Consider the following 22,948-nt stretch of genomic DNA (forward strand, 5'->3'; position numbering starts at 1 on the left):
CTGATGTGTGCATAGCTGTTGGGATTACTCTACCGTTTTTTCTCCACCGGTTGCTAAGGGCTCAAACGAATGGCTGGCGGAAGCTTCCTCAATGTCATAAACTGCCCAATGATCGTTCGGGACGTCGGTCCAAGGCGAGTGCTTCACTCCGTAAAGCGGTCCTCTACCGAGTACACGATTGATTATGGTGACCGCTTCTGCACGCGTTAGCGGTTTGGCAGGGCCGAACGTGCCATCTGCGTAACCTTTCAAGTAGCCCGCACCTTGTGCAGCTTTAATTGCGTTTTCGGCCCAATGACCAGTCGTATCGGTAAAGCCATCTCCAGTTCCAGTAGGGCTCACCGCGAACCGAGCAGCAAGTGCTGCCATTTCAGCTCTGGAGATGGGTTGCTCTGGCTTGAATGTGCCGTCTGCGTAACCTCGCATGAATCCCTGGCGTGATACTTGTACGATGGCTTTGTAAGCCCAGTCATCTGTGGCCACGTCAACATATTCGCCGCTGTTACCTGATGCCAGATTGGTCGTAATTCGCGAGAGAATCGTAGCCATTTCTGCACGAGTAATCTGGTTGTCTGGATGGAACAAGTTGTTTTCATAGCCTTGGATGTACGGTTGGTGCGAGAAGGATAATGTCTTACCATCGACGTTCAAAAGCGCATACGTACTGAATTTACTCGTTGTAAATTGAATGCCACGGCCGCCTTCAAACGTTGTGACGCTACCTTTTTTAAACTCCGTAGTCCCATCGCTGTGTTCGATGTAGACTCCGATTTGCTGAATATCGGCATCAATTAAGTCTCCAGGAAGTGGGAGAATGAGAGTAACCTCATGATTTTGCAGGTTAGTCACAATGTCTACTGGACGGCCAACCAGTGCCGCTTTTTCGTCTCCGGCAACGCTCAGCACGACTGTCGCAGTATTGGCGCGCTTTTCTAAATCTTTGCTTGCATCCGAAGATTTTACAGGAACAAAGTTGAAATAAATGTCGTCTTTCAAGTTTTTCAGCAAGTCGTTCGAAATTTGGACTTTGACATTGGCTGTATCGAGGTCTAATCCAAGCCCGCTTTCACTTAGCAGACCGAGCGAATCTTTACCTACTGCAACATTGGTTACGGCCACGTCATCATTGTCATCGGGCAGAGAAACCACAGCCGATTTGGCGCCAGAAGTCTGCGATTTCTGTATTAACTTTTTCGTATTGTCGCCCGATAGCTTGACTGCCTCTTTGCTCGAGCCATCAGCTTGTGTTGTACGCACAATGTTAAGTGCGCTCGTGTCAGTATTGCCACCTGCTAAGCCGCCGCCAGTTTGCGGTGAGGAAGGTGAGCTGTCAACCGTAGCAATATCGAACTTGAACGCATCTACAAGAATGTAGCTGCCTGATTTTTTGACTGCTTTTAGGGTGTGAGAGCCCTTGGAAAGAGAAGAGATGTGGTAAAGACTGTTTCCAGCACTCCGAGTGGTCGAATAGGTACTAACGGCATCCTTCAACTTATCATCAATGTAGATGTCAATGTCACCCAATTCCGGCCCTGTTGGCGAGAGGATCTCAATTCCACTTCCTGTGAATGTGTAAAGGAAGGAGTCTCCGTTCACGGTCGTTGCATGAACATCATCCGCATAATCACCTTGAAAAGCAAAAGAAAGCTTCAAGTTACCGACAGGTTGAACAGCGAGATATTCTTTTTTAATTGTCACTTGATTGCCGCTAATTTCGTAATCAGTCGGATTAATGAGTGCCGTGGTGCCTTTGGAAATACTGCGCAAACTCTGAGCGTTGCCGATGATGTTAACGCTCACATCTGCAGCTGCTTTTTTGTTGAAGTCGGCGGCAGAGATGTCAATCAAGTCGGATTGCTGCACTTTAAGCGCATCAAGGAGCATGAACTGTCCAGACTTTTTGACAGCTTTTAGCGTATGAATGCCAGGCGTCAAGTTCATAACGGTATAGACTTCTTGCCCAGCATCGTTATGCGAATTCGCTCCGTATGTATGAGCAGTTCCGTGTAATTGACCATCTATAAAGATGTCTACATCGCCTTGACCCTGATCAACTTCGGTTATATAGGTAATGCCAGTGCCATTAAACGTATAGGTGAAATAGTCGTTATTTTGCTCTACATAATGAACATCTTTGCCGTAATCGTTAAAAGGACGGTTTGTACTGCGGTTCCAAGCCCCAGTGAAGTGAATATCCGGGTTGTCGTCGTTGATGTAGGTGAACCTTCCGGGGGATGCCGAGGTGCTGACGGTTATGGCTAGAGTTTGCGGATTTCCCGAACTGAACGTAAAGGTTAAATTGGTCAGTCCAACAGGCTGTTGGATCAAATAGGACTTCAAAATTTTCACTACGCCGTCTGTAAATGTGTAGTCCTGTCCAGGCGTTAAGGCGGCTGTGCCGTTCATAATGCCTATCAGAGTGTTGCTGCCGCCAAGTGTTAGCGTGGCAGAGACGTCCGCTTGTGCGGATGTTTTCTTGTCAAAGACGGCGGTTGAAGGATTAAGCGACGTTCCCGTAACGGCGATGGATTGCGATTGCGAGTCCCCGCCGGCAAAAGTGAAGTCTAGTTGGATCGGGCTCCCCGAAGGCTGTTGGAGCAGGTATTCTTTTCTAATCGTTACAAGATTGCCACTATTTATCGTGTAATCTGTATTTGGCTGCAGCGAAGCTGAGCCATTCTTGATGCCAATCAGCGAGCTATCGCCAAAGATAAGAGTCGTGGTGATATCAGCAGGTTGATCTTTGTTAAAATTGTTCGCGGAAGCTTGGCCTAAGAGCGTTTCGGTTGTCACCTTCAAAGCGTCCAGAATGAGGTAATATTGACCGCTACCGTTTCTTACCACTCTCAACGTGTGCGCACCCTGCGGAAGATCAGCGATACGATAGACGGAATATTGCCCCGACTGCTGTGTACCTTCTGCGTCCACAGTGCCTTTCAGTTGCCCATCGATGTAAACGTCCATCCGTCCATTGGATGTTCCTTGTTCAGAGAATACTTCAATGCCGGTACCCGTAAAGGAGAAGTTGAACTCCGGATCTGTACCGCTGTCGGATTCTCCATAATGAACGTCACCTTGGTAATCACCAAAAGGTCTTCCGCTGTTATGTCCCCACTTGTTCGAATATTGGATCAACGGATCCGTGTCGTTAATATAGACGGCATGAGAGACCGTAGCGTCACTAGCATTTGCTTGCGCCGAAACATATTCGCTCTGAACAGCAGGAGCGGGAGAGGAGTCCGTTACGGCAATGGACAAGTCTTGGGCGTCGCGAGCCAGTTCTTTACCGCCGTTGCGCGTCCATGTGCCTGTGTATTTCAAGCCAGTGTCATCGTCATTGACGAGGGATTTACCTCCCAACGCCGTTACTTTGAATAAACGCGAGGCATGCGGCTCCAAGGAAATCGGACCATAACCAGAAGCATAAGTGCCGAGTTCGGTATGGCTCCATAAGTCGCGAACGGAGGCAGAGCCACTCAGACCGATGTCGCTCCAGTTAACGGTAATAGGCGCTGCTTTGTTTCCAAGATTGAAAAGAGCTACCGTATAAGTACCATCACCGTTATTGGCATACCACACTTGTTGGTTGGTCGAGGTAGATACCGGGTGTACGGGTCGTCCGGCTTGATTGACAGCGATGACTTCGTCGTTCGTAAGTAAGTCAAGACCATAGGCGTCGAGGTTGGACAGGTCATCGCCTGTATAGAACTGAGCGGATGAAGCTGCCCACAACGTTGCCGCCGTTTGTCTTTCATCTTTGGTCAAACCGGAGGTAGACCCGTTGCCGACATTCAGGGAATCGAAGTCATTCCAGCCTCCCGGTCCGGCATCGCGCCACCAGAGCGCAGCGTCGGGGAACAAACGCGCAATATTAGCCCATTGCGTCATGCCAACCTCGCGGTCGTAGGATTCCACATCCCAATCGACCCGCCAGCCGTTAGCGTATTTTTTCCAATAATCCACGTAGTTGTGGTCAAGCGCCCAGGACAGCTCAAACCAAATGTTGTGTCTACTAAGAGCCGTTGACCAGGCTTTGACGTCATCGCGTGCATCGATACTAACATCGTTGTGTCCGGAACCAGGCATTACACTATCGAATTTGACAAAATCCACACCCCAGGAGGCGATCTCATCCGCAACGGAATCAATATATTTTTGGGCGCACCGATTGCTGAAATCAATTTTGTAGCCGATGTTCCAGTAATCAGCGAACTTGTGAGGCTTTACAACAATGTCACCGATCGTACAACCAGGTGCGTTATAAATAGGCAAGTTCTGGGTTACCGCGTCAGGCGAGACACCGGGGAGGAGATACAGGCCGACTTTCTGCCCGTTTCCATGGATGTAATCGACGAGATTCTGGAAACCTCCCGGATAAAGCGTCGTGCTTGGCACCGGTCTGCCGTACTCATCCATGCTGCCGTTCCAGCCCGCATCGATATTAATATAGTTGTATCCATGGGCCTGCAGTTTCTCGTGCATGACGTCAGACATCTTCTTGATCTTTGCTTCGGAAATCCAATTGCCGGATGGACCGTCGTAGACCTGCATACTGTAACTGCTCCAGCCCATATACGGCTTCTGCGCTAAGCTATTGTCGGCTGCTTTGACCGTGCCTCCGCCAGACGGGACGTAGCCAATCTGAGCAATGACAACGATAGAGAGCAGCAAACCCAGCCAGAGCTTTCTTCGGCGTTGCAATCTGCTTTTCATCCTCACTTGTCTCCTTTGTCGTTGAACTGACATCTTTATGTAAGCGTTACCGCACTTGCACACGACCGATTATATAAGATAAATTCTGAGCGTGGATAGGTACACTTCTACCTTAAACCGTACAATTGACCAATTTTGACAAGAACTAGATCTCATTCTTCCTTCAGAACGGTCCAAGGGAACCGAAGATTCGCTCCTAGTGTAAGAGGCCAAGGATATAATAAGTAAAGGACAGACGAAAAAACTCGTCTGTCCTATTTGCTGTTGAATAGCTCAATAAAATATTCGGTAAAGCGGCATCCATTTTTTATTCTTGATCCACAACTTTTAGGGAGAATGAGGTAATCTTGAGAAATAATCTATCGTGAATTGATGAAATGCTTGGGCTGCAATGGAAAGATAGCTATCCTTCATCCAGTGCAGCTCGATTATACGCGTGCATTCAGGATGTTTAACATGAAGCAAAACAACGGAGGAGTCAGTTGCGCCTTTCCAAGTGATGGCAGGAACGAACGCTATTCCTTGACCTGCCCGAATCAATCCGCGCACCGTTGCAGGATCGTCGCTTTCAAATATAATGCTTGGCTTGAATCCGGCTAGTGCACACAAGGCATCCGTTGTCTCACGCAAACTGCTTCCTTGTTTCAAAGTGATAAATCCATCTTCCGCAAAACTGGAGAGATGGACACTTTTTTTGGAAGCAAGAGGATGTGTCTCAGGTACTGCGAGAAAAATTTCTTCCTTGAGCAATGCAATTTTTTCGGTTCCGCTTGGTCCAACTAGTGATGAAGTGATACAAAAATCGAATTTCGTTTGCGTAGGATTTCTGGCATGCTGCAAGAGATGAAAAGTCACCTCAGGATGGCGGTCACGAAACTCTTTCAACAAATCAGGCATCAATTGGGAGGCTACGTCAAAAATTATGTTCAGTGTCCCATCCATTCGTCCACTGACATCATCCAGTTCTTTCCGTCCATCCTCCAAAGCTCCCAGAGCAATTTCCACGTATTTCAAAAAAACAGCCCCATGGTGGTTTAACTTGATGTGTTTTCCTTCCCGGTTAAACAGCTTTACACCTAGGTCTTTTTCCAAGGTAACGATCATTTTACTTAGAGCCGGTTGTGAAATATGCAGTTCAGCAGCTGATCTGGTGATATTCTCTGTTCGCGCTGTATGTCTAAAATATTTTAGCTGAGATAACTCCATAGTCCTCCTGTATATATTCATTAAGTTATATAAGATATATATATTTATATATTTTACACTATATATGATTCGGTAATAAAATGAAACAGCAAGGAAGTGTATGTCTACGTTGAAGAAGGGACGTGTCCAATTGGTAGTTTCAATTAGTGATGGACAACTTGAAGGTATTCAAGAGAATGGATTGCATATATTCAAAGGCATTCCGTATGCATGCCCGCCTGTCAAGGAACTAAGATTTAAGCCTCCTGAACCGGTAAAACCATGGGAAGGTATTTTGGATGCGTCAAAGTTTGGCAAAATAGCTCCACAAGTTAGACAGCCTGTGTTCCCAATCATGGAAGAGCAGTCAGAAGATTGCTTGTATTTGAATATATGGACACCTGCCTGTGATGATCGAAAGCGTCCTGTTGTTGTTTGGATTCATGGCGGAGCCTTTGTTATGGGGGCAGGATCACTACATGACAGTTCGGTATTCGCTGAGAGTGGAATCGTTAGTGTAACGATCAATTATAGAATGGGTGCGTTAGGTTTTTTGGAATTAGGTGATATATTGGGTGAGGCATACAGAGGTTCTGGTAATTGCGGATTGTTAGATATCGTCGCAGCCTTACGCTGGGTTCAACAACATATTTCGAGCTTTGGGGGAGATCCTACTCGAGTTACTGTTATGGGGCACTCAGCTGGAGCGAAATTGGCTTCCTCGCTACTCTGCGTTCTAGATGCAAAGGGATTATTCCAAAGGGCCATTATTCAGAGCGGAGGCGTTCAATCGATACGAGATTTTAATACGGCTTCTGAAATTACCGGTCAATTTCTTAAAGCTTTGAATATCTCCAAAGAACAAGGGGATATTCTCTTGGAGCTGCCGGTTTCCCAGCTGTTAGAGGCACAATCGATTTTCTCTGGAGGAATGACTGGACTTCATAAGTTTGGCCCTGTGATTGACGGCAAAACGATTGTACGACCTCCGTTAGAATCGATTCAAATGGGTGAAGCGAATTTAGTACCTATTTTAATCGGTTCCAATAGGGAAGAGGCTTTAGTTCAGGTTCAATTGGAAGGTTTAAGCATTTTTGAGAAATCTAAAATTCAAGCTTTATTTGGGAGAAATAGTGTGGGGGTTCTACAAGCGTATGAAGTTTCCAGCACTCAAGCGACGAGGGAACAAGCTGCAATTGAAACATTAACTAACTATCTATATGGATACGCAGTTGTTCAACTTGCAGAGGCTCTTGCAGTGAACGATGTTCCTGTTTGGCTGTACCGATTTGATTGCAGCAAGGGACCGATGGGTGCTGCCCATGGGGCGGAAATGTCATTGATCTGGAAACTCCCGACGAGACCGCAAGAGATCGAGGGGTTAGTTGACCGCATGCACCAAGCATGGGTTTCATTCATGAACTTCGCAAATCCGGAAGTGGACGATGTGCATTGGTGTAAGTTTGATCTTATGGAGCGTAAGACCATGATTTTTGATGAGGAGTGCCAGATTATTTCTAGTCAGCCTATAAAAGACGTTCCTTCGCAGGTTTTCGTCCTGTAATAGGCTATGGAGGTTATGAATGTGGTGGAACAATTACAAGAAGTGCGCAAATGGACGAAGAGGCGAGATGAAAAAAATCGCCGAATGAGCTTGGTGAAATCGTGGTTACGAGGTGCCATCCTTCCGACGGATCGTATCGTGGATGCCATGGAGGCATTGATGTTCCCGGGTGATAAGGTAGCTCTTGAAGGTAACAATCAAAAGCAAGCGACTTTCCTTTCTGCAGCACTCTCTAAACTGGATACCCTTAAAGTCAACAACCTGCATATGCTTATCAGCAGCATCTCGCGACCTGAACATCTTGACATTTTCGAAAAAGGGATAGCTCGTAAGTTGGATTTTGCCTATGCAGGACCTCAAAGCTTACGAATTGCACAAATGATCGAAGACGGTCTGATTGAAGTGGGTGCCATACATACCTATCTCGAATTGTATGCCCGGATGTTTATTGATTTAATTCCTAACATCGCCTTGGTTGCTGCAGATAAAGCGGATCTTGCTGGTAATCTATTTACGGGACCGAATACGGAGGAGACACCGACACTTGTTGAGGCGACAGCTTTTTCCAATGGGATCGTCATTGTACAGGTGAACGAAATCGTAGATGAGTTACCCCGAGTGGACATTCCAGCGTCTTGGGTAGATGTCATCGTTGTAGCGGATAAGCCTTATCAGCTTGAAGCTTTGTTTACGCGAGATCCGCGACAAATTACGGAGATGCAGATTCTTATGGCTATGATGGCCATTCGAGGCGTTTATGAGCGGCATGAAGTGATGTCGTTAAATCATGGGATCGGATTTAATACTGCAGCTATTGAGTTATTGCTGCCTACTTATGGTGCAAGTCTTGGCCTTCGCGGAAAAATTTGCAAGCATTGGGCGCTGAATCCGCATCCAACACTTATCCCAGCTATTGAGAGCGGTTGGGTGGAGAGTATTCACTGTTTTGGTGGAGAGGTGGGAATGGAAGCGTACATTGCGGCAAGACCGGATATCTTCTTCACAGGAAAAGACGGAAGTCTCCGTTCGAATCGCGCTTATTGTCAAATGGCTGGGATGTACGGTGTCGATCTGTTTATCGGGTCAACGCTCCAGATGGATGAGGAAGGCAACTCGTCGACAGTTACATCAGGCAGACTAGCGGGATTCGGCGGAGCACCGAATATGGGCAGTGATCCTCATGGGCGCAGGCATTCGTCCCCAGCCTGGCTGGATATGGTTTCTAATGAGGGGACGATCGTTCGTGGGAAAAAACTGGTTGTCCAAATGTTTGAAACATTTCAAAAAGGAGACCAGCCGACATTTGTCGAGTCCTTGGATGCCGTCGCAGTTGGGCAGGATGCCAATTTGCCGATAGCTCCGGTTATGATTTATGGCGATGACGTGACTCACGTGATTACGGAGGAAGGGATCGCCTATTTATACAAGGCGCAAAATCTGGAAGAACGCAAGCTAGCCTTGGCTGCCATCGCTGGTGTTACACCTCTAGGCCTTAATCATAACCTTTCCCTTAACGAACAATTAAGGAAAGATGGTTTGATCGCCTTTCCGGAAGATTTGGGAATTCGCCGGACAGACGCCAAGCGCTCCTTGCTTGCGGCCAAAAGTGTTGAAGAACTTGTGGAATGGTCAGATGGACTTTATAAACCTCCCGGTAAATTTCGCAGTTGGTAGGTGAAGCCATGATATGGAGGAATGCCGAACAATGCGGTCAATGCTTGGGAGACCTGGCAGTGGCAGCGCTAATTGACGAAGTGGAGTTGACTCCTAAGCCCGGATTGGTGGATTTACAGTCCTCCGGCAGCCATAAGGATATGAACGGCGCACTTATGATTGCTTCGGCTAGGTCCTTGTACGATAGCTTTGAGGCAATGGGTTATGCGGCTTATGGCGGAGAGCCGAATCAAGAGCTGCGGGAGACCCTTGCATGCATTGGACGTGACGGGGAACAGAACATGCTGCATACTACTGGAGGCATTAATACGCACCGCGGCGCCATTTGGGCATTAGGTTTACTTATCGCGGGGGCTGCCATTTGCGGAAATGGAGATGCTCCGGAGCAAATCGCAGAAGCTGCGGGGACGTTAGCTCGATTTCCTGATCGCCACGCATTAGTACCAACCTCCAACGGCACAAAGGCTATGCAAACCCATGGAGTTAAAGGTGCTCGTGGAGAAGCAATGGATGGCTTTCCGCACGTAGTGAAGGTCGGACTCCCCGTGCTGCGAGACTCTCGCAGGCGCAAGATATCTGAAAAACATGCACGGTTAAACGCATTGCTTGCCATCATGGCCAACCTAGATGATACCTGTTTGATTCATCGTGGTGGCATGGAAACGTTACTAGTTGTACAGCAGGCCGCTCAAAAAGTTCTTGATTTCGGTGGGGTATCTTCCGTCACCGGATGGGAGGCGTTGCAGCGATTGGACCAAGACCTCGTAACGAGACATGTATCACCTGGGGGAAGTGCGGATTTACTGGCAGCAACGCTGTTTGTGGATCGTTTGTCGAACATATCGTTACATCACAAGGAAACGGGGGGAGGCGTTTACTATGGAAAAGCTTACACTTCACTATGATGCGAATAAGTCTATTTCCCGACGTGCCCATGTAGGTGTAGCCGGCTCGGGTGATTTGGAAATATTAATCGAACCTCTAACAGAACAGACCGCACAGGTTCATATCCGCACGCAGTCTGATGGATTTGAGGATACGTGGAAAGCCATTATGGACCGATTCTTTCTGAAACATCATGTGGCTGCTCGTATTGAAATTAACGATTTTGGAGCCACACCCGGAGTTGTTTCCTTGCGATTAGCCCAAGCCATTGAGGTGTTGGAGTTATGACGATTCCTATTAGGGAAAGAAACAGTTTTATCGAGCTGAATGCGAGAGAACGTGCCCAATCCGTTATCGATCAAGGAACATTCAGGGAACTTCTAGGTCCATTCGAAAAGATGGAATCCCCCCATCTGGAGGCTCTAGGCATCGTTCCGCAGAGCGATGATGGCGTTATCATAGGAAGAGGGACGATAGAGGGGGATTCCGCCGTTGTTGTCTCCATCGAKGGTGCTTTTCTGGGGGGAGGCATTGGTGAAGTATCGGGTGCCAAAATCGCAGGAGCATTGGAACTGGCTATTCAAGATAATCGGAATGGAATACCCACTCGTGCCGTATTACTGCTCGAAACAGGAGGAGTCAGGCTGCAAGAAGGGAACTACGGTCTCCTTGCAATCGCGGAAATGCACACGGCTATCGTAGCTTTGCGTCGTTACCAGCCAGTTGTCTGTGTGATCGCTGGAATGATCGGTTGCTTCGGCGGTATGTCCATTACGGCAGGCCTCTGCAGTACGGTTATGATGACTCGGCAAGGTCGACTTCAATTGAATGGCCCAGAAGTGATCGAACAAGAAGCCGGGATCTTAGAGTGGGATTCGAGAGACAGATCTTTGATTTGGCAAACCGTCGGCGGTGAGCAGCGCTATGAAACAGGAATGGCGGATTTCCTTATTGAGGATGATGTTGAGGACATCTTTCTGTCGATACGCAGCGTCTATCGGAGCGGTATCCATGACAATCTCCGAAGTGCACAAGTAGAATCGTTTCTTGCAAGACTTGCCTTGATCGATACCGAGCAAACCATTCAACCAAAATCGCTTCGGACATTGTGGAGTAGATCCCCTCTCCATACCGACAATAGTGACATTCAAACATTAAAAGCGCTTTGGCAGCAATCGAATCCAGAAACATTAATTAGCAGGGGAAGAACTTGGTTTCAAGCCTTGACGGGAAATCAGGAACCGCTGCAAAACGGAGCTCCTACTGTACTGTGCGCAGACTCTATCATTGGAGACGAGCGGGTACGATACATCGCGGTTGTTCCGAATAGGAACAACCGTTTCCATCGCGCCCGCAGCGGGGAAGTCGGTCTGGATGAAGGATGGACGATTGCACACTATGTTCGGCAGGCCATGGAAGAAGATAAGGATGGACAGCGCAGGGCGATTGTAGCGATCGTCGACGTTCCGAGTCAAGCATACGGGTATCGCGAGGAAATGCTTGGGATTTATTTAGCTTGTGCAGCAGCGGCGGATGCTTATGCGAGTGCACGACTCGCAGGGCACACAGTGATTGCTTTTATGGTTGGGAATGCGATATCCGGTGCATTTCTGGCCCATGGACTGCAAGCCAACCGATTAGTTGCGCTGAATGATCCGGGAGTCTCGGTGCAGGTCATGTCCAAGAAGTCGGCTGCAAGAGTGACTCGACGGAGTATAGAAGAGTTAGAGGCAACGGCGCAAAAGATCCCAGCTGCGGCATACGACATCGAATCTTTTGCGACCTTAGGAGCATTACACAGTTTGACAGGCGGCATTAATGCTGACCAGCCAACTTCAACGGATATTGTGAAAGTCAAACTGCATCTTCTGATGGATGCCATCTCGGCTTCGCGTAAATCTTCACCGGACCTGAGCAGCCGCCTTCTTTCCGGAGAGGCGAAAATAAATCGAGCCGCTTCTATTGCAGTTCGTCTCAAGCTGGCGGAACAATGGATATAAGGGTACATGATTTGCTGAGGATACCATCGGTAGGCTCCCTAATCGTCGATACCCCGATTCCGGATTGGGTTGGTGGTTCCATAGATCATGCGAACTGGGTTGTAGTTCGCCGCGATACTGCCAAATATGGCAGGATACCTGTTGGTATTCGCGGGAATTCACGCTGTCAGCGGTTTTCCGCTTTTTTGCCGATGGATGCCATCATAGAGAAGGTTGAGCCAGAGGACTTGATTGAGCAGCGGTTATGGAAAAGAAGTCCGCGGCGCTCACAGATTGAAGCCTTTAATTTCCTTGATAAATTGATTGAGATTTATTCCGCTTATAGCTTATCGTGGGGACCAACTGGCAGTATCGGATTTGAACTGGCCAGCGGGGTACCTACAGCACACGCAGGAAGTGATCTGGATGTGGTTATTCGTACTCCGCAACGTTTGGGGCAAAGTGTTGCCCAGGAATTAATCAAGTTTCATAAGTCATTTCCTGTCCGAATCGATGTTCAGCTTGAAACGCCATTAGGAGCTGTTTCATTAATGGAATATGCGAGAGGAAGTGGTTCCATGCTTTTGAGAGCGGACTTAGGACCTCGTTTGGTCAAGGATCCTTGGGTCAACGTATAAGGAGGTCAAAGAAGATGAGCGTGGCTTTTTTGTTTTCAGGTCAAGGATCGCAATTTCCAGGTATGCTGCATCAATTGCCTTCTCATCCTGTGATCGAGACAACCCTCGATGAAGCGACTTCGTTCATGGACAAAGATGCGCTTGCAATAGATACTTCTGAAGCACTATCCTCTACGGTTTCCGTACAGTTGGCACTTCTCTACTCAGGAGTTGCCAGTGGTCGTGCGCTCATACAGGAAGGTGCAAAGCCAGACTTCGTAGCAGGGCATTCGGTTGGAACCTTCGCAGCAGCAGTGATTTCGGAAGTCCTGTCATTTAGAGATGCATGTGAGCTAGTGAAATTGCGTGCCGAATGGATGGAGAATTCGTTTCGTTTCGGTTACGGAATGGGGGTCATTGTAGGCATCGCAGAGCAGAAATTGCGTTCCATGGTTGAAAAAGCCTTCAAGTGCGGTCAAGAGGTATGCATTGCTAACCTCAACGGCCCTCATCAAATCACGATAGCTGGTAAGCTGGAGCATATCCAAAACCTGTTTGTGGAGGCTCGAAGGAACGGAGCACGAAAAGCTGAGCTTCTCCAAGTCTCAGTTCCGTCCCACTGTAAACTCCTCAGTCAGGTTTCACATGATTTGGAGCTGGCAATGAAGAAAGTGATTTTCAAAGAGCCCTGTTTTCCGTATGTAGCGAATACGAACGCACGATTATTACGATCAGCGGATGCGATTCGCAATGATCTTGCTTGCGGTGTGGCGAATCCGGTCCAATGGCACCAAGCTACAACTCTTTTGAGTGAGCTTGGTGTTCGTTTGTTTGTCGAAATGCTTCCTGGTCAAGTTCTTACCAATCTTGCTCGTCAAGCGCTGCCTTCCGTTCAATCCATAGCAATGGGGGAAACAAGGCTTGATTCGGTTGTCTACTTAATAAACCGGGAGCATAAATGGAACGAAACATGAATAAGGGCGCGTTTTCGCAATAGTGTATCTGCGCTCCATAAAACTGGCCTTACGAGAAATCGTAGGGCTTTTTAATTTTACTTCAATAGCATTGATGGATGCGGGGTGAGTTTAATACATAAAGAGTGTTTTATTACTTAAAAAATAATTTCTTATATAATAAGTGGACAAGAGATGGGATTATTCGATAATATATTGTAATAAACGTTTACAAGTTCGAGAATTTAGTTTGGTAATGGGGGATTATGTATGTTGGAATTATCAATTAATGAACCAAATCAATTAGTCGCTGTTGCTCATGCACTTTCTTCTCACACCAGAATTAATATAATCAAACTCCTCTTACAACATCATAATCTGAATATCATTGAAATTGCCGAGATGCTTAAAATTCCAGTTTCGACTACTGCGATTAATGTCAAGGTATTGGAGGAATCAGGGCTTATCTTAACGGAATTACAGCCTGCATCTCGAGGGGCAATGAAGGTTTGCAGCCGTAACTTTGATGACGTGCACATGTGTTTGAATCCAATTGCCATGTATAAAAATCCTAACAATTTGTATGAGATCGAGATGCCTATCGGTCATTTTATAAACTTCGAAGTATCTCCGACTTGTGGTATGGCCAATCTAAACGGCATGGTGATTCCGGAGGATGATCCGGTTAGCTTTTATCACCCAGAGAGTAAAACAGCTGAAATCATATGGTTGCGGCAGGGATGGATTGAATACCGTTTTCCTAAAGTGATTCCACAGCATGCAACGATTACATCCATCGAGTTTTCGTTGGAAATTTGTTCTGAAGCGCCTAACTATAACAATGAGTGGCCTTCAGACATTACAGTATGGGTCAATGGTATAGAGATAGGAACCTGGACATCACCAGGCGATTTCGGCGACCATAGAGGCAAGCTTAATCCTTTGTGGTGGAATGACAGCAGTACGCAATACGGTATTCTGAAAACATGGAGGGTGGATGAAAAGCGGAGTTCCGTCGATAATGAGAAAACGTCCTCTGTCTCGATTGCGGATCTTCATCTTGAGAAATATCCTTTCATTGGATTCAAAATTGGGGTTAAACCTGATGCTTTGCACCATGGAGGAATCAACTTATTTGGTCGCGGCTTCGGCGATTATGCCCAAGCAATTGTGATGAAAATTCAATATGTATAAAAATATAGAATAGGAAATACCATAAAGCCCAACTGTTACGTATTATATGTAACGGTTGGGCTTTATCAGTATATTTCGTTAAAACAAACATAATAATTGAATGAAAGCGTTGACAATTACGTAAAAATTAAGTATTGTATGAATATAAACATTTTATTTGTAATAAAACGAATTAAATGTTTTTTTTGAAAATAAGGGAAGGAAGGAAATATTGTTTGTGTAACCGCTTCACAATTCATAATTCTTGCTTATTAATTTTATGCCTTATTAAACCAAAATCTGATTTGGGGGAGTTTAAATGAACGTATTGAAAAGTAAAATGGCTAAGCTTTCAGTGCCTCTAATGCTAAGTTTTGCTATGGTTGTAACGGGATGCTCAAAAAGCACAACGGAATCGACAGACAAATCCACCACGCAACCTTCTGCCCAGGCAACACCTGCAGCTGCAACAGCCAAACCAGCAGAGAATTCCGAGATTTCCTTTATGGGTTGGGGCGGCGATACGGAAAAAGCGGTATTTCAAAAGCTAACTGATTCCTATATGCAGAAGTATCCTACAAAGAAAGTGAAATATACCATAGTACCTCCTGCTGAATATGCCCAAAAGTTGGAAACACTAGTTGCTTCAGGTAAAGCGCCGGATGTTTTCTATGCAGGTGAGCCTCTGTTTCAAAAGCTTGCCGGTAGCGGAACTCTACTAAAAATGGATGATCTCATCAAGTCATCAAAATCTTTTGAAGAGAGTAATGTTTGGAAAAAAGGGCTAGACCGTTATCGCTTCGATGGTAAAGTTTTAGGGAAAGGAAGTCTGTACGGTTTACCTAAAGATGTCGGCCCATGGGCATTCGCTTATAACAAAGATCTGTTTGATAAAGCGGGGGTAAAATATCCAAGCGCAAAAGCTGGCGAATGGACTTGGAATGATATGATTGAAGCTGCCAAAAAAATCACAACACAAGGCGCTAATGGAAAAACCGATGTTTTTGGAGTAGCGGGCTACTCATTAGAGTCAGCTGTATGGGCTAATGGTGGGGACTACATTGATTACAATACAGGAACCATCAAAATTGATGAGCCTGCTTTCATAGAAGCCTTACAATTCGTAGCTGATTTAAAATTGAAATATAAAGTTAGTCCTTCGCCAACCGATGAGAAAGCGCAAGGTGGTTATGCCCGCTTTGTTGCAGGCAAGATAGGTATGTTCCCAATGGGACCGTGGGATCAGCCTGGTTTCTGGAAGCTGCCTTTCGGATGGGACATTGCGGCGTGGCCTGCAAGTCCGAAAACAGGTAAAACGGCAACTTGGTTAGGCTCAGCAGGTTTCGTAATTTCCAGCAAAACCAAATTTCCTGAAGATGCATTTAACTTGGCTGCTTATTTAAGTCTAGATCGTGACTCACAGAAAGAAAACTACCAGTTGGGTCAAGCGGTTCCGAACCTGGTCGATATGGCGAAAGGTGAGTTCATGAAAATGGATAAGGCTCCGGCAAATCGCCAAGTATTCCTAGACATCATTGAAGATTACGGACATTCGCCGATTGCTGCAGGATCCGTAGATACGAAATGGCTCGACACCTTTAACCAAGAAGTAAGCCGCGTATGGGAAGGGAAACAAACAGCTGAGGAATGGGCTAAAGAAATGAAACCTAAGCTTCAAGAGCTCTACGATAAAGGAAACAAGAAATAATAAATAAGGATATGGAAGGACGAAAATAGAAGCCGATGGCTTCCAGTTTCGTCCTTCGTCCTAAAAACAGGTGGGATGAGTATGATAACGGCAAGAAAAATACCAGGTTTTAGACGGCGTGAAATCGTATGGTCGTACTTATTTGTTGCTATTCCGGTTCTCGGATTTATGATCTTCGGGCTCGCGCCCCTCGTATCATCGTTTGTGTTAAGTTTTATGGATTGGGACATGGTCAGTCCTGCGAAATGGAATGGCATTGGAAATTATAAAGAAATGATAGTGGATGAGAAGTTTTATAAATCGTTGTACAACACCTTATATTTACTTATTGAAATACCAATAGGAATGGCCTTTTCTCTTTTTATTGCTATTCTGATGAATCGCAAACTTAAAGGGGTTTCTTTCCTGAGAACGATTTACTATATTCCTGTCATTTCCCCAATCATTGCTGTTGCTTTGCTATGGCAATGGATTTTGAATAATGATTATGGATTGATTAATGATTGGATTTATAGTTTATTTGGCGTCCAGGGACCTAACTGGCTAGGTGATCCTCATTGGGTAAAGCCTTCCTTCATACTTATGGGCTTATGGGGGGGCATAGGCAGAAACATGGTTTTATATTTGGCGGGGCTTCAGGCCATTGCTTCCGATTATTATGAGGCGGCAACCGTTGATGGTGCGAACCGTTGGAGTCTATTTCGTTATATTACATTTCCTTTACTCTCACCGATTCATTTCTTTGTAATTGTCATGGGGATTATCGGTACATTCCAATCGTTTAGCCAAATGTACATTATGGCAACAGATGGTGGACCGGAATACAGCGGGGCAACCATCGTCTTCTATATCTTTAATGAAGCTTTTAAGTATTTCAACATGGGTTACGCGAGTGCGGTCGCATGGGTATTAGGTATCTTAATCTTCATCATCACACTCATTCAATTTAAATTATCCAAACGTTGGGTATATAACGACTAGAGAAAGGAAGGTTGCGCGATGAATAGAAATGAGCGGTCTACGAATGTAATGGCCTACGCTATTTTACTTCTCGGTTCTTTTGTTATGCTGGCTCCATTTGCATGGACGGTCTCGACAGCATTTAAAACGCAAGAGCATGTTTTTGATCTCCCGCCGACATGGATACCGGCCCCATTTACATGGAATAACTTTGTGKAGGTTTGGAATAAAGCCCCGTTGTTAACCGGCTTTATGAATAGTCTTATTATTGTGATTTGTGTTTTGAGCGTGGGATTGTTTGTTTCCGCGATGGCTGCTTATTCGTTTTCCAAATTTAATTTTCCGTTTAAAGAGACTATTTTTCTTTGTTTGCTCGGCACGATGATGATTCCCTACTCCGTGGTGATGATTCCTCAATTTATCGGTTTTTCTTACTTGAACTGGGTGGATACGCTGCTTCCTCTCATTGTACCTGGCTTATTCGGAAATATCGTCACGATCTTTTTCTTCAAGCAATTTATGCAAGGGAGCATTCCTTCGGATTTAATTGATGCATCCAAAATAGACGGTGCGAGCTATTTCCGAACGTTTACTACTGTGGCGCTTCCCATCGTTAAGCCGGCCATTGCCGCGCAGGCTGCACTTGGATTCATGGGGATATGGAACGATTTTCTTGGACCGGTGATCTATTTGCATTCGACTGAAAAACAAACGATTCAAGTTATTATTGCGAGTTTGCAATCAAACTATATCTCGCAAGCCAACTATCCCAACATGATGGCTGCTTCATTGATCGCCTTAGTGCCAGTTGTCTTGGTGTTTTTTCTCTGCCAGCGGTACTTTATCGAATCCTTAAGCATTAGTGGATTAAAATGACCAAACGTAGGATACGGTCAAAACGGATAGTTATTGGTCTAGTTATATCCCTATTAGCCATAGTGATTACAATTTCATTTAGCGGGAAAGGAAGAGGTCCTATGTTGAATTCCACGCTTGGGGAATCGTATCAGAATTCATTGGCGCTTGAGCAGGAATGGCCTGATTACGGGATAGGCGATCCCTATGTGATGCGATATAACGGACTCTATTATTTGTATTGCAGTACGAAGGATTTTCGTGTGGGCATTAAAGCTTGGAGCTCAAGCGATTTGATTCATTGGAAATATGAAGGGCTAGCTACGGAAGACCCACTGACCGAAGGAGCTTACGCACCGGAAGTCGTTTACTGGAATGGGTTTTTCTATATGTACACCTCGCCTGCCGGAAAAGGCCATTATGTGCTTCGCAGCGAGAGCCCTACTGGACCGTTTACGATTCAAACTGAAAATCTGGGTTTATCCATTGATGGCTCTGTATTTATTGATGATGACGGCAAGTGGTATTTTACGCACGCGAGTGGTAAAGGTATTATTGGACACGAAATGTCGGATCCTTACACAATGACTGAGGAAAAGACGCTTAGCGCTTTTTTGGGCCATTGGACGGAAGGTTCAATGATTATTAAACGCGACGGCAAATATTTCATGACTTATACAGGAAATCACGTGTTCAGTAAAGGATATCGGATCAATTACGCAGTAGCGACGGACTCGCCAATCGGCACCTACAAAGTGCCAGAAAATAACCCGATCGTCATCAGCACGAAACAAGATTTTAATGGGCTGGGCCATAGTTCCAGTGTGATAGGTCCAAACCTTGATGCTTATTATATTTTTTATCATAATTTAATTGGCCATTCGAAGGAAGGGCCTCCGGTTCGGATGCTAAATATGGACCGAATCGTTTTTAATGGCGAGAAAATGGTTGTTCTTGGCGATGGCACTCATTTTCCTCAACCAGTTCCACGAATGCCGGATTTTTATGATGGCGTCAATAAGCCGTTGGATCAGAAGCTTTGGGATGTTCGTGACAATGTAAATGAAACGAAATGGTTGAGCAGTAAAGCTGCCGATAAGAATCGGTTTACAGCAGAATTTAATTTTCGCATGAACATGGAGAATACACGAGTGGCGGAGGCTTCTTTCGAGACCGTCTTTTCCTATACGGATGACAATAATTATTACTCTGTTGGTATTGATCCCGCATTGCGAAGTATAGCCTTGTTCGAGATGAAGAGTGGGAATAGGAAGCAGCTTGCAACTTCTCAGCTTCCCCAAGCAATGGACTTTACTAAGCTGCATACCATTCGAGTTGAGAGTAATGCGCGAGGTACTAACATCTATTTCGATCAAATGAACAAGCTTACTCTTACAGATATCCATGCGAAACCTGGGAAAATCGGGTATGCATATCGCCACATCAAGCCGACGTTGGAATACACAGCTTTTTCTAACGAAGCGGATGGCAGCAGTGACTATGAGACAGCCAAACCGGTTCCCGGAAGTATTGAAGCAGTTCATTATTTGGGAGAAAAAGATCAAGGATTTCATGTCGGGCATCCCATTAAAGGGTCTGTTATGCGCGAAGAAGACGGTGTTCCGATCCAAACGAGTGAAGACGGCAGTAATGACGTTACGATGGCGGGAAAAGGAGACTGGCTCGCATATAGAATTAATGTGGAGTCAGACGGAACCTAYGGTTTTGATGCCATGATGAAGGAAGACGGGAATGAAAATGTGGTGGAACTGCAGGTTGATGGGAAACCTCAACGTTTTGAATTAGGCCATATGAGTCAGAGCGAAGGAAACCCGTGGGTTAAAAAGCACATAGGAAATATGAAGCTAACACAAGGCGAGCATATTTTGACAGTAAAACTGGTTAAAGGAAATTTGAATTACCGCTATTTAGATATATACAGAATCTCTGAACTGCCGACTGAAAAGAACTCAAATATGTTTAGTCAAATTTTGCCTGAAGATATGTATGGCAAATGGATGAAACGTGAAGAAGGGTATGCCGTACAGACTGAGGGCTCCGATGCCAAAATGTATGCAGGCAGCGATGAATGGACGGATTATAGGGTGGAAGTTGATTTGAAATCCACTGCAGATTCTATTGAAGAGGCAGGGCTCTTGTTTCGTGTCACGAACGAATCTGAATTTCCCGAACAAGTAAGGGATTCGTTCATGGGTTATCAACTGACCTTCCGCAACGGACGTATGATCCTGAAGAAAATGAATTATGACCAGAATGAAGTAGATTCAGCTCCGATCAGTTTTGCCACTGGATCAATCGTACACATCGCTGTAGACGTAAGTGGAGCAACAATGAAGGTATATGTAAACGATTCGAAGCAACCTGCCTTGGAATGGACGGATGCGAATGCATGGATGCACGGAAAAATCGGTATTCGTTCAGCGTCGCCATCGTGGCTCTTTACCAATTTATCCTTAGTAAGGAGGTGATTCATAGTTTAATTACTTTATATTGCCTCTAGATACGACACAAGCTCGAAATGAATCAAGCTGTTAGATTAACATTTTTTCAAAGGAGGAAATGTAAAGATGAAAGCTAAAAGTCGTTTGCGCTTGGGTAAATTCATGATGGTTTTGATGATGGTGGCTTCGCTTATTATTCCTTTCAATATGGCTCAAGCGGCAACGAGCGGGATGGCTTGGCCAACATCAAACACGACAGTTTACACTACCGGTACAGGTGGAGTCTGGTATCCGAGGATGCTTCAGCTGAGTAGCAACAACATGTTGGCTTCCTTTGATTCAAATGCGGACGGAGGTTTTACGAAAGTTAAGGTAGCGAAAAGCACGGATGGTGGCCTTACATGGGGAGCGCCTATTACAGCCGCTTCTGATGCGAATGGGGATGTCGGCAACGGTCAGATGCTCCTATTAACCAATGGAGATATTTGGTTGGCTTATCGCGTGGTCATACATTCTGGCAGCACGTATACCACTTATTTGAAAGTTCGAAAGAGCAGCGATGGAGGCAGCACCTGGTCGGATCTGGCAAATGGACAAATAGCGACCGAATCGGAAACCTCTTTCACTGGGGTATGGGAGCCATTCCTCGGTTATGTGGGAAGCACGATTTCCGTCATGTATGCGGATGATAGCTCGGCCGTTGTCGGTACCTCGGGAAAGCAGAAATTATTGATGAAAACCTGGAACGGAAGCGGTTGGAGCAGCGCGACAGTTGTCAGCGACGGGGTGGCTAATAGCTCCAGAGACGGCATGCCGGTTTTCACAAAAATGGCAGACGGCAGGTATATTGTAGTGTTTGAGGCCACGGACGTAAGTGGGCATCCATTTGTGATCAAGTACAAAATTTCCAATGATGGTATAAACTGGTCAAGTTCCCGTCAAACCATGTTTATTCCAACGAATACAGGGAAAAAAGCCGGAGCACCATTTGTCGTCAAACTGGGCGATGGCAGATTAATGGCCAGCTTCCAAACGGATGATGACAGCGCCAACACGGGAGACAGTTATTCATCGATGCGAACGATGATCAGCTCCGATAACGGCGCGACTTGGGGTTATTTATATAATGTATTCCCTGTATCGGACACGAAGTTTTCCAACTGGAATTCATTAATGGCTGTTGATACGACTCGCGTTATGGCAGTCACATCCGCCAACTTTCCTAGTACTGGCATTTACTTGCGGACGGGAAATGCAGGTACTCCCTCGAACGTGAATCTTGCCGATAATTGGGGTTTTGAAACGGCGAATGTGAACGGATGGGCACCTTCGGGAGCCGATTATCCAAACAGGATTCACATTCATGGACTAAATGATGGTATTGCACGTGCACCGGGTGGCGGAAACTACTTCATCGGTCTTGCAGGAACTAGTTCTCCTGGTACTGCTTATATCGGTCAGACGATCACAGGTCTGGATAGAGGTACCTACACAATGCGAGCCTATATGAGGAGCAGTGGCGGCCAAACCAGTAACTACATGGAAGTGAAAGACTATGGTGGACCTACGATGACAACTAATTTTCCMGTTACAGGAACTTGGACGCAGGTAACCATCACTGGTATTAGTGTAATAAATACACAGGCGACTATCGGTTTTTACGCTGCGAATACAAGCGACAGCCAATGGGCGGATATTGACAACGTTGAATTTATCAAAACCGCTTCGACCACGCCGCTGAATGTCAATCTAACGAATAACTGGGGATATGAAACGGCAAATGTGAACGGATGGACGACATATGGGTCCGATTATCCAGATCGGATTCACATTCATGGCATTAACGACGGCATCGCGCGTGCACCTGGAGGAGGGAACTACTTCATCGGTCTTGCAGGCATTAGTTCACCAGGTACAGCTTATGTTGGTCAGACAATTACAGGTCTGCAAAACGGAACGTATACGATGCGAGCTTATTTGAGGAGCAGTGGCGGCCAAACCAGTAATTATATGGAAGTGAAAGACTATGGTGGGACTGCTCGACAAACCAATTTCCCGGTTACTTCGACTTGGACGCAGGTGACGATCTCCGGCATTAGCGTGACTAATGGTCAAGCGGCCGTCGGATTTTTCGCCTCAAATAGCAGCAGCAGCCAATGGGCAGATATCGATAATGTTGAATTTTTCCGGACCAATTAACTGAATGTATTTCCCGCGTAC

The 22,948-nt window shown here is 45.9% G+C and carries 15 protein-coding genes; 13 read left to right on the forward strand and 2 right to left on the reverse strand.

The window, feature by feature from the left end; translation table 11 throughout:
* Positions 1-24 precede the first annotated feature (24 nt).
* Together AC1DLM_RS11650 and AC1DLM_RS11655 are read right to left on the reverse strand one after the other, a co-directional pair.
* Positions 25-4,713, reverse strand: a complete 4,689-nt coding sequence (locus tag AC1DLM_RS11650; RefSeq protein WP_477570002.1) for a X2-like carbohydrate binding domain-containing protein — start codon at positions 4,711-4,713, stop codon at positions 25-27.
* Between the two features lie 327 nt (positions 4,714-5,040).
* Positions 5,041-5,919, reverse strand: a complete 879-nt coding sequence (locus tag AC1DLM_RS11655; RefSeq protein WP_441989265.1) for a LysR family transcriptional regulator — start codon at positions 5,917-5,919, stop codon at positions 5,041-5,043.
* Positions 5,920-6,019: 100 nt separating this feature from the next.
* Here AC1DLM_RS11655 and AC1DLM_RS11660 point away from each other — a divergent pair, with 100 nt between their 5' ends.
* From AC1DLM_RS11660 to AC1DLM_RS11720, 13 genes are all read left to right on the forward strand, one after another.
* Positions 6,020-7,462, forward strand: coding sequence for a carboxylesterase/lipase family protein (locus AC1DLM_RS11660; RefSeq protein ID WP_441989266.1), 1,443 nt, complete (start codon positions 6,020-6,022; stop codon positions 7,460-7,462).
* Positions 7,463-7,477: 15 nt separating this feature from the next.
* The gene (gene mdcA / locus AC1DLM_RS11665) at positions 7,478-9,136 is read left to right on the forward strand and encodes a malonate decarboxylase subunit alpha (protein WP_441989267.1); all 1,659 of its coding nucleotides are present in this window, start codon (positions 7,478-7,480) and stop codon (positions 9,134-9,136) included.
* 8 nt (positions 9,137-9,144) lie between these two features.
* Positions 9,145-10,041, forward strand: a complete 897-nt coding sequence (locus AC1DLM_RS11670; protein WP_441989268.1) for a triphosphoribosyl-dephospho-CoA synthase — start codon at positions 9,145-9,147, stop codon at positions 10,039-10,041.
* Entirely contained in the window at positions 10,016-10,309 is a 294-nt protein-coding gene (locus tag AC1DLM_RS11675) for a malonate decarboxylase subunit delta (protein WP_441989269.1), read from the forward strand. The genes AC1DLM_RS11670 and AC1DLM_RS11675 overlap by 26 nt, the downstream gene beginning before the upstream one ends.
* The gene (locus AC1DLM_RS11680; RefSeq protein ID WP_477570003.1) at positions 10,306-12,021 is read left to right on the forward strand and encodes a biotin-independent malonate decarboxylase subunit beta; all 1,716 of its coding nucleotides are present in this window, start codon (positions 10,306-10,308) and stop codon (positions 12,019-12,021) included. The genes AC1DLM_RS11675 and AC1DLM_RS11680 overlap by 4 nt, the downstream gene beginning before the upstream one ends.
* Positions 12,012-12,638, forward strand: a complete 627-nt coding sequence (locus tag AC1DLM_RS11685) for a malonate decarboxylase holo-ACP synthase (RefSeq protein ID WP_477570004.1) — start codon at positions 12,012-12,014, stop codon at positions 12,636-12,638. The genes AC1DLM_RS11680 and AC1DLM_RS11685 overlap by 10 nt, the downstream gene beginning before the upstream one ends.
* A 14-nt stretch (positions 12,639-12,652) precedes the next feature.
* Positions 12,653-13,591 (forward strand): malonate decarboxylase subunit epsilon, encoded by a 939-nt coding sequence (locus tag AC1DLM_RS11690; RefSeq protein WP_477570005.1) that lies wholly within the window; start codon positions 12,653-12,655, stop codon positions 13,589-13,591.
* A 249-nt stretch (positions 13,592-13,840) separates the two neighbouring features.
* Positions 13,841-14,764, forward strand: coding sequence for an ArsR/SmtB family transcription factor (locus AC1DLM_RS11695; protein ID WP_441989273.1), 924 nt, complete (start codon positions 13,841-13,843; stop codon positions 14,762-14,764).
* Between the two features lie 298 nt (positions 14,765-15,062).
* The gene (locus AC1DLM_RS11700; protein ID WP_441989274.1) at positions 15,063-16,451 is read left to right on the forward strand and encodes an ABC transporter substrate-binding protein; all 1,389 of its coding nucleotides are present in this window, start codon (positions 15,063-15,065) and stop codon (positions 16,449-16,451) included.
* Between the two features lie 81 nt (positions 16,452-16,532).
* Complete coding sequence (locus AC1DLM_RS11705; RefSeq protein ID WP_441989275.1) at positions 16,533-17,432, forward strand: carbohydrate ABC transporter permease; 900 nt, start codon at positions 16,533-16,535, stop codon at positions 17,430-17,432.
* A gap of 18 nt (positions 17,433-17,450) precedes the next feature.
* Entirely contained in the window at positions 17,451-18,287 is an 837-nt protein-coding gene (locus tag AC1DLM_RS11710) for a carbohydrate ABC transporter permease (protein WP_477570006.1), read from the forward strand.
* A 101-nt stretch (positions 18,288-18,388) separates the two neighbouring features.
* Entirely contained in the window at positions 18,389-20,755 is a 2,367-nt protein-coding gene (locus tag AC1DLM_RS11715; protein WP_477570007.1) for a family 43 glycosylhydrolase, read from the forward strand.
* A 99-nt stretch (positions 20,756-20,854) separates the two neighbouring features.
* On the forward strand, positions 20,855-22,927 hold the full coding sequence (locus tag AC1DLM_RS11720; protein WP_477570014.1) for a sialidase family protein: 2,073 nt from the start codon (positions 20,855-20,857) through the stop codon (positions 22,925-22,927).
* Positions 22,928-22,948: the final 21 nt, after the last annotated feature.

The organism is Paenibacillus sp. 01T442, from assembly GCF_056398345.1.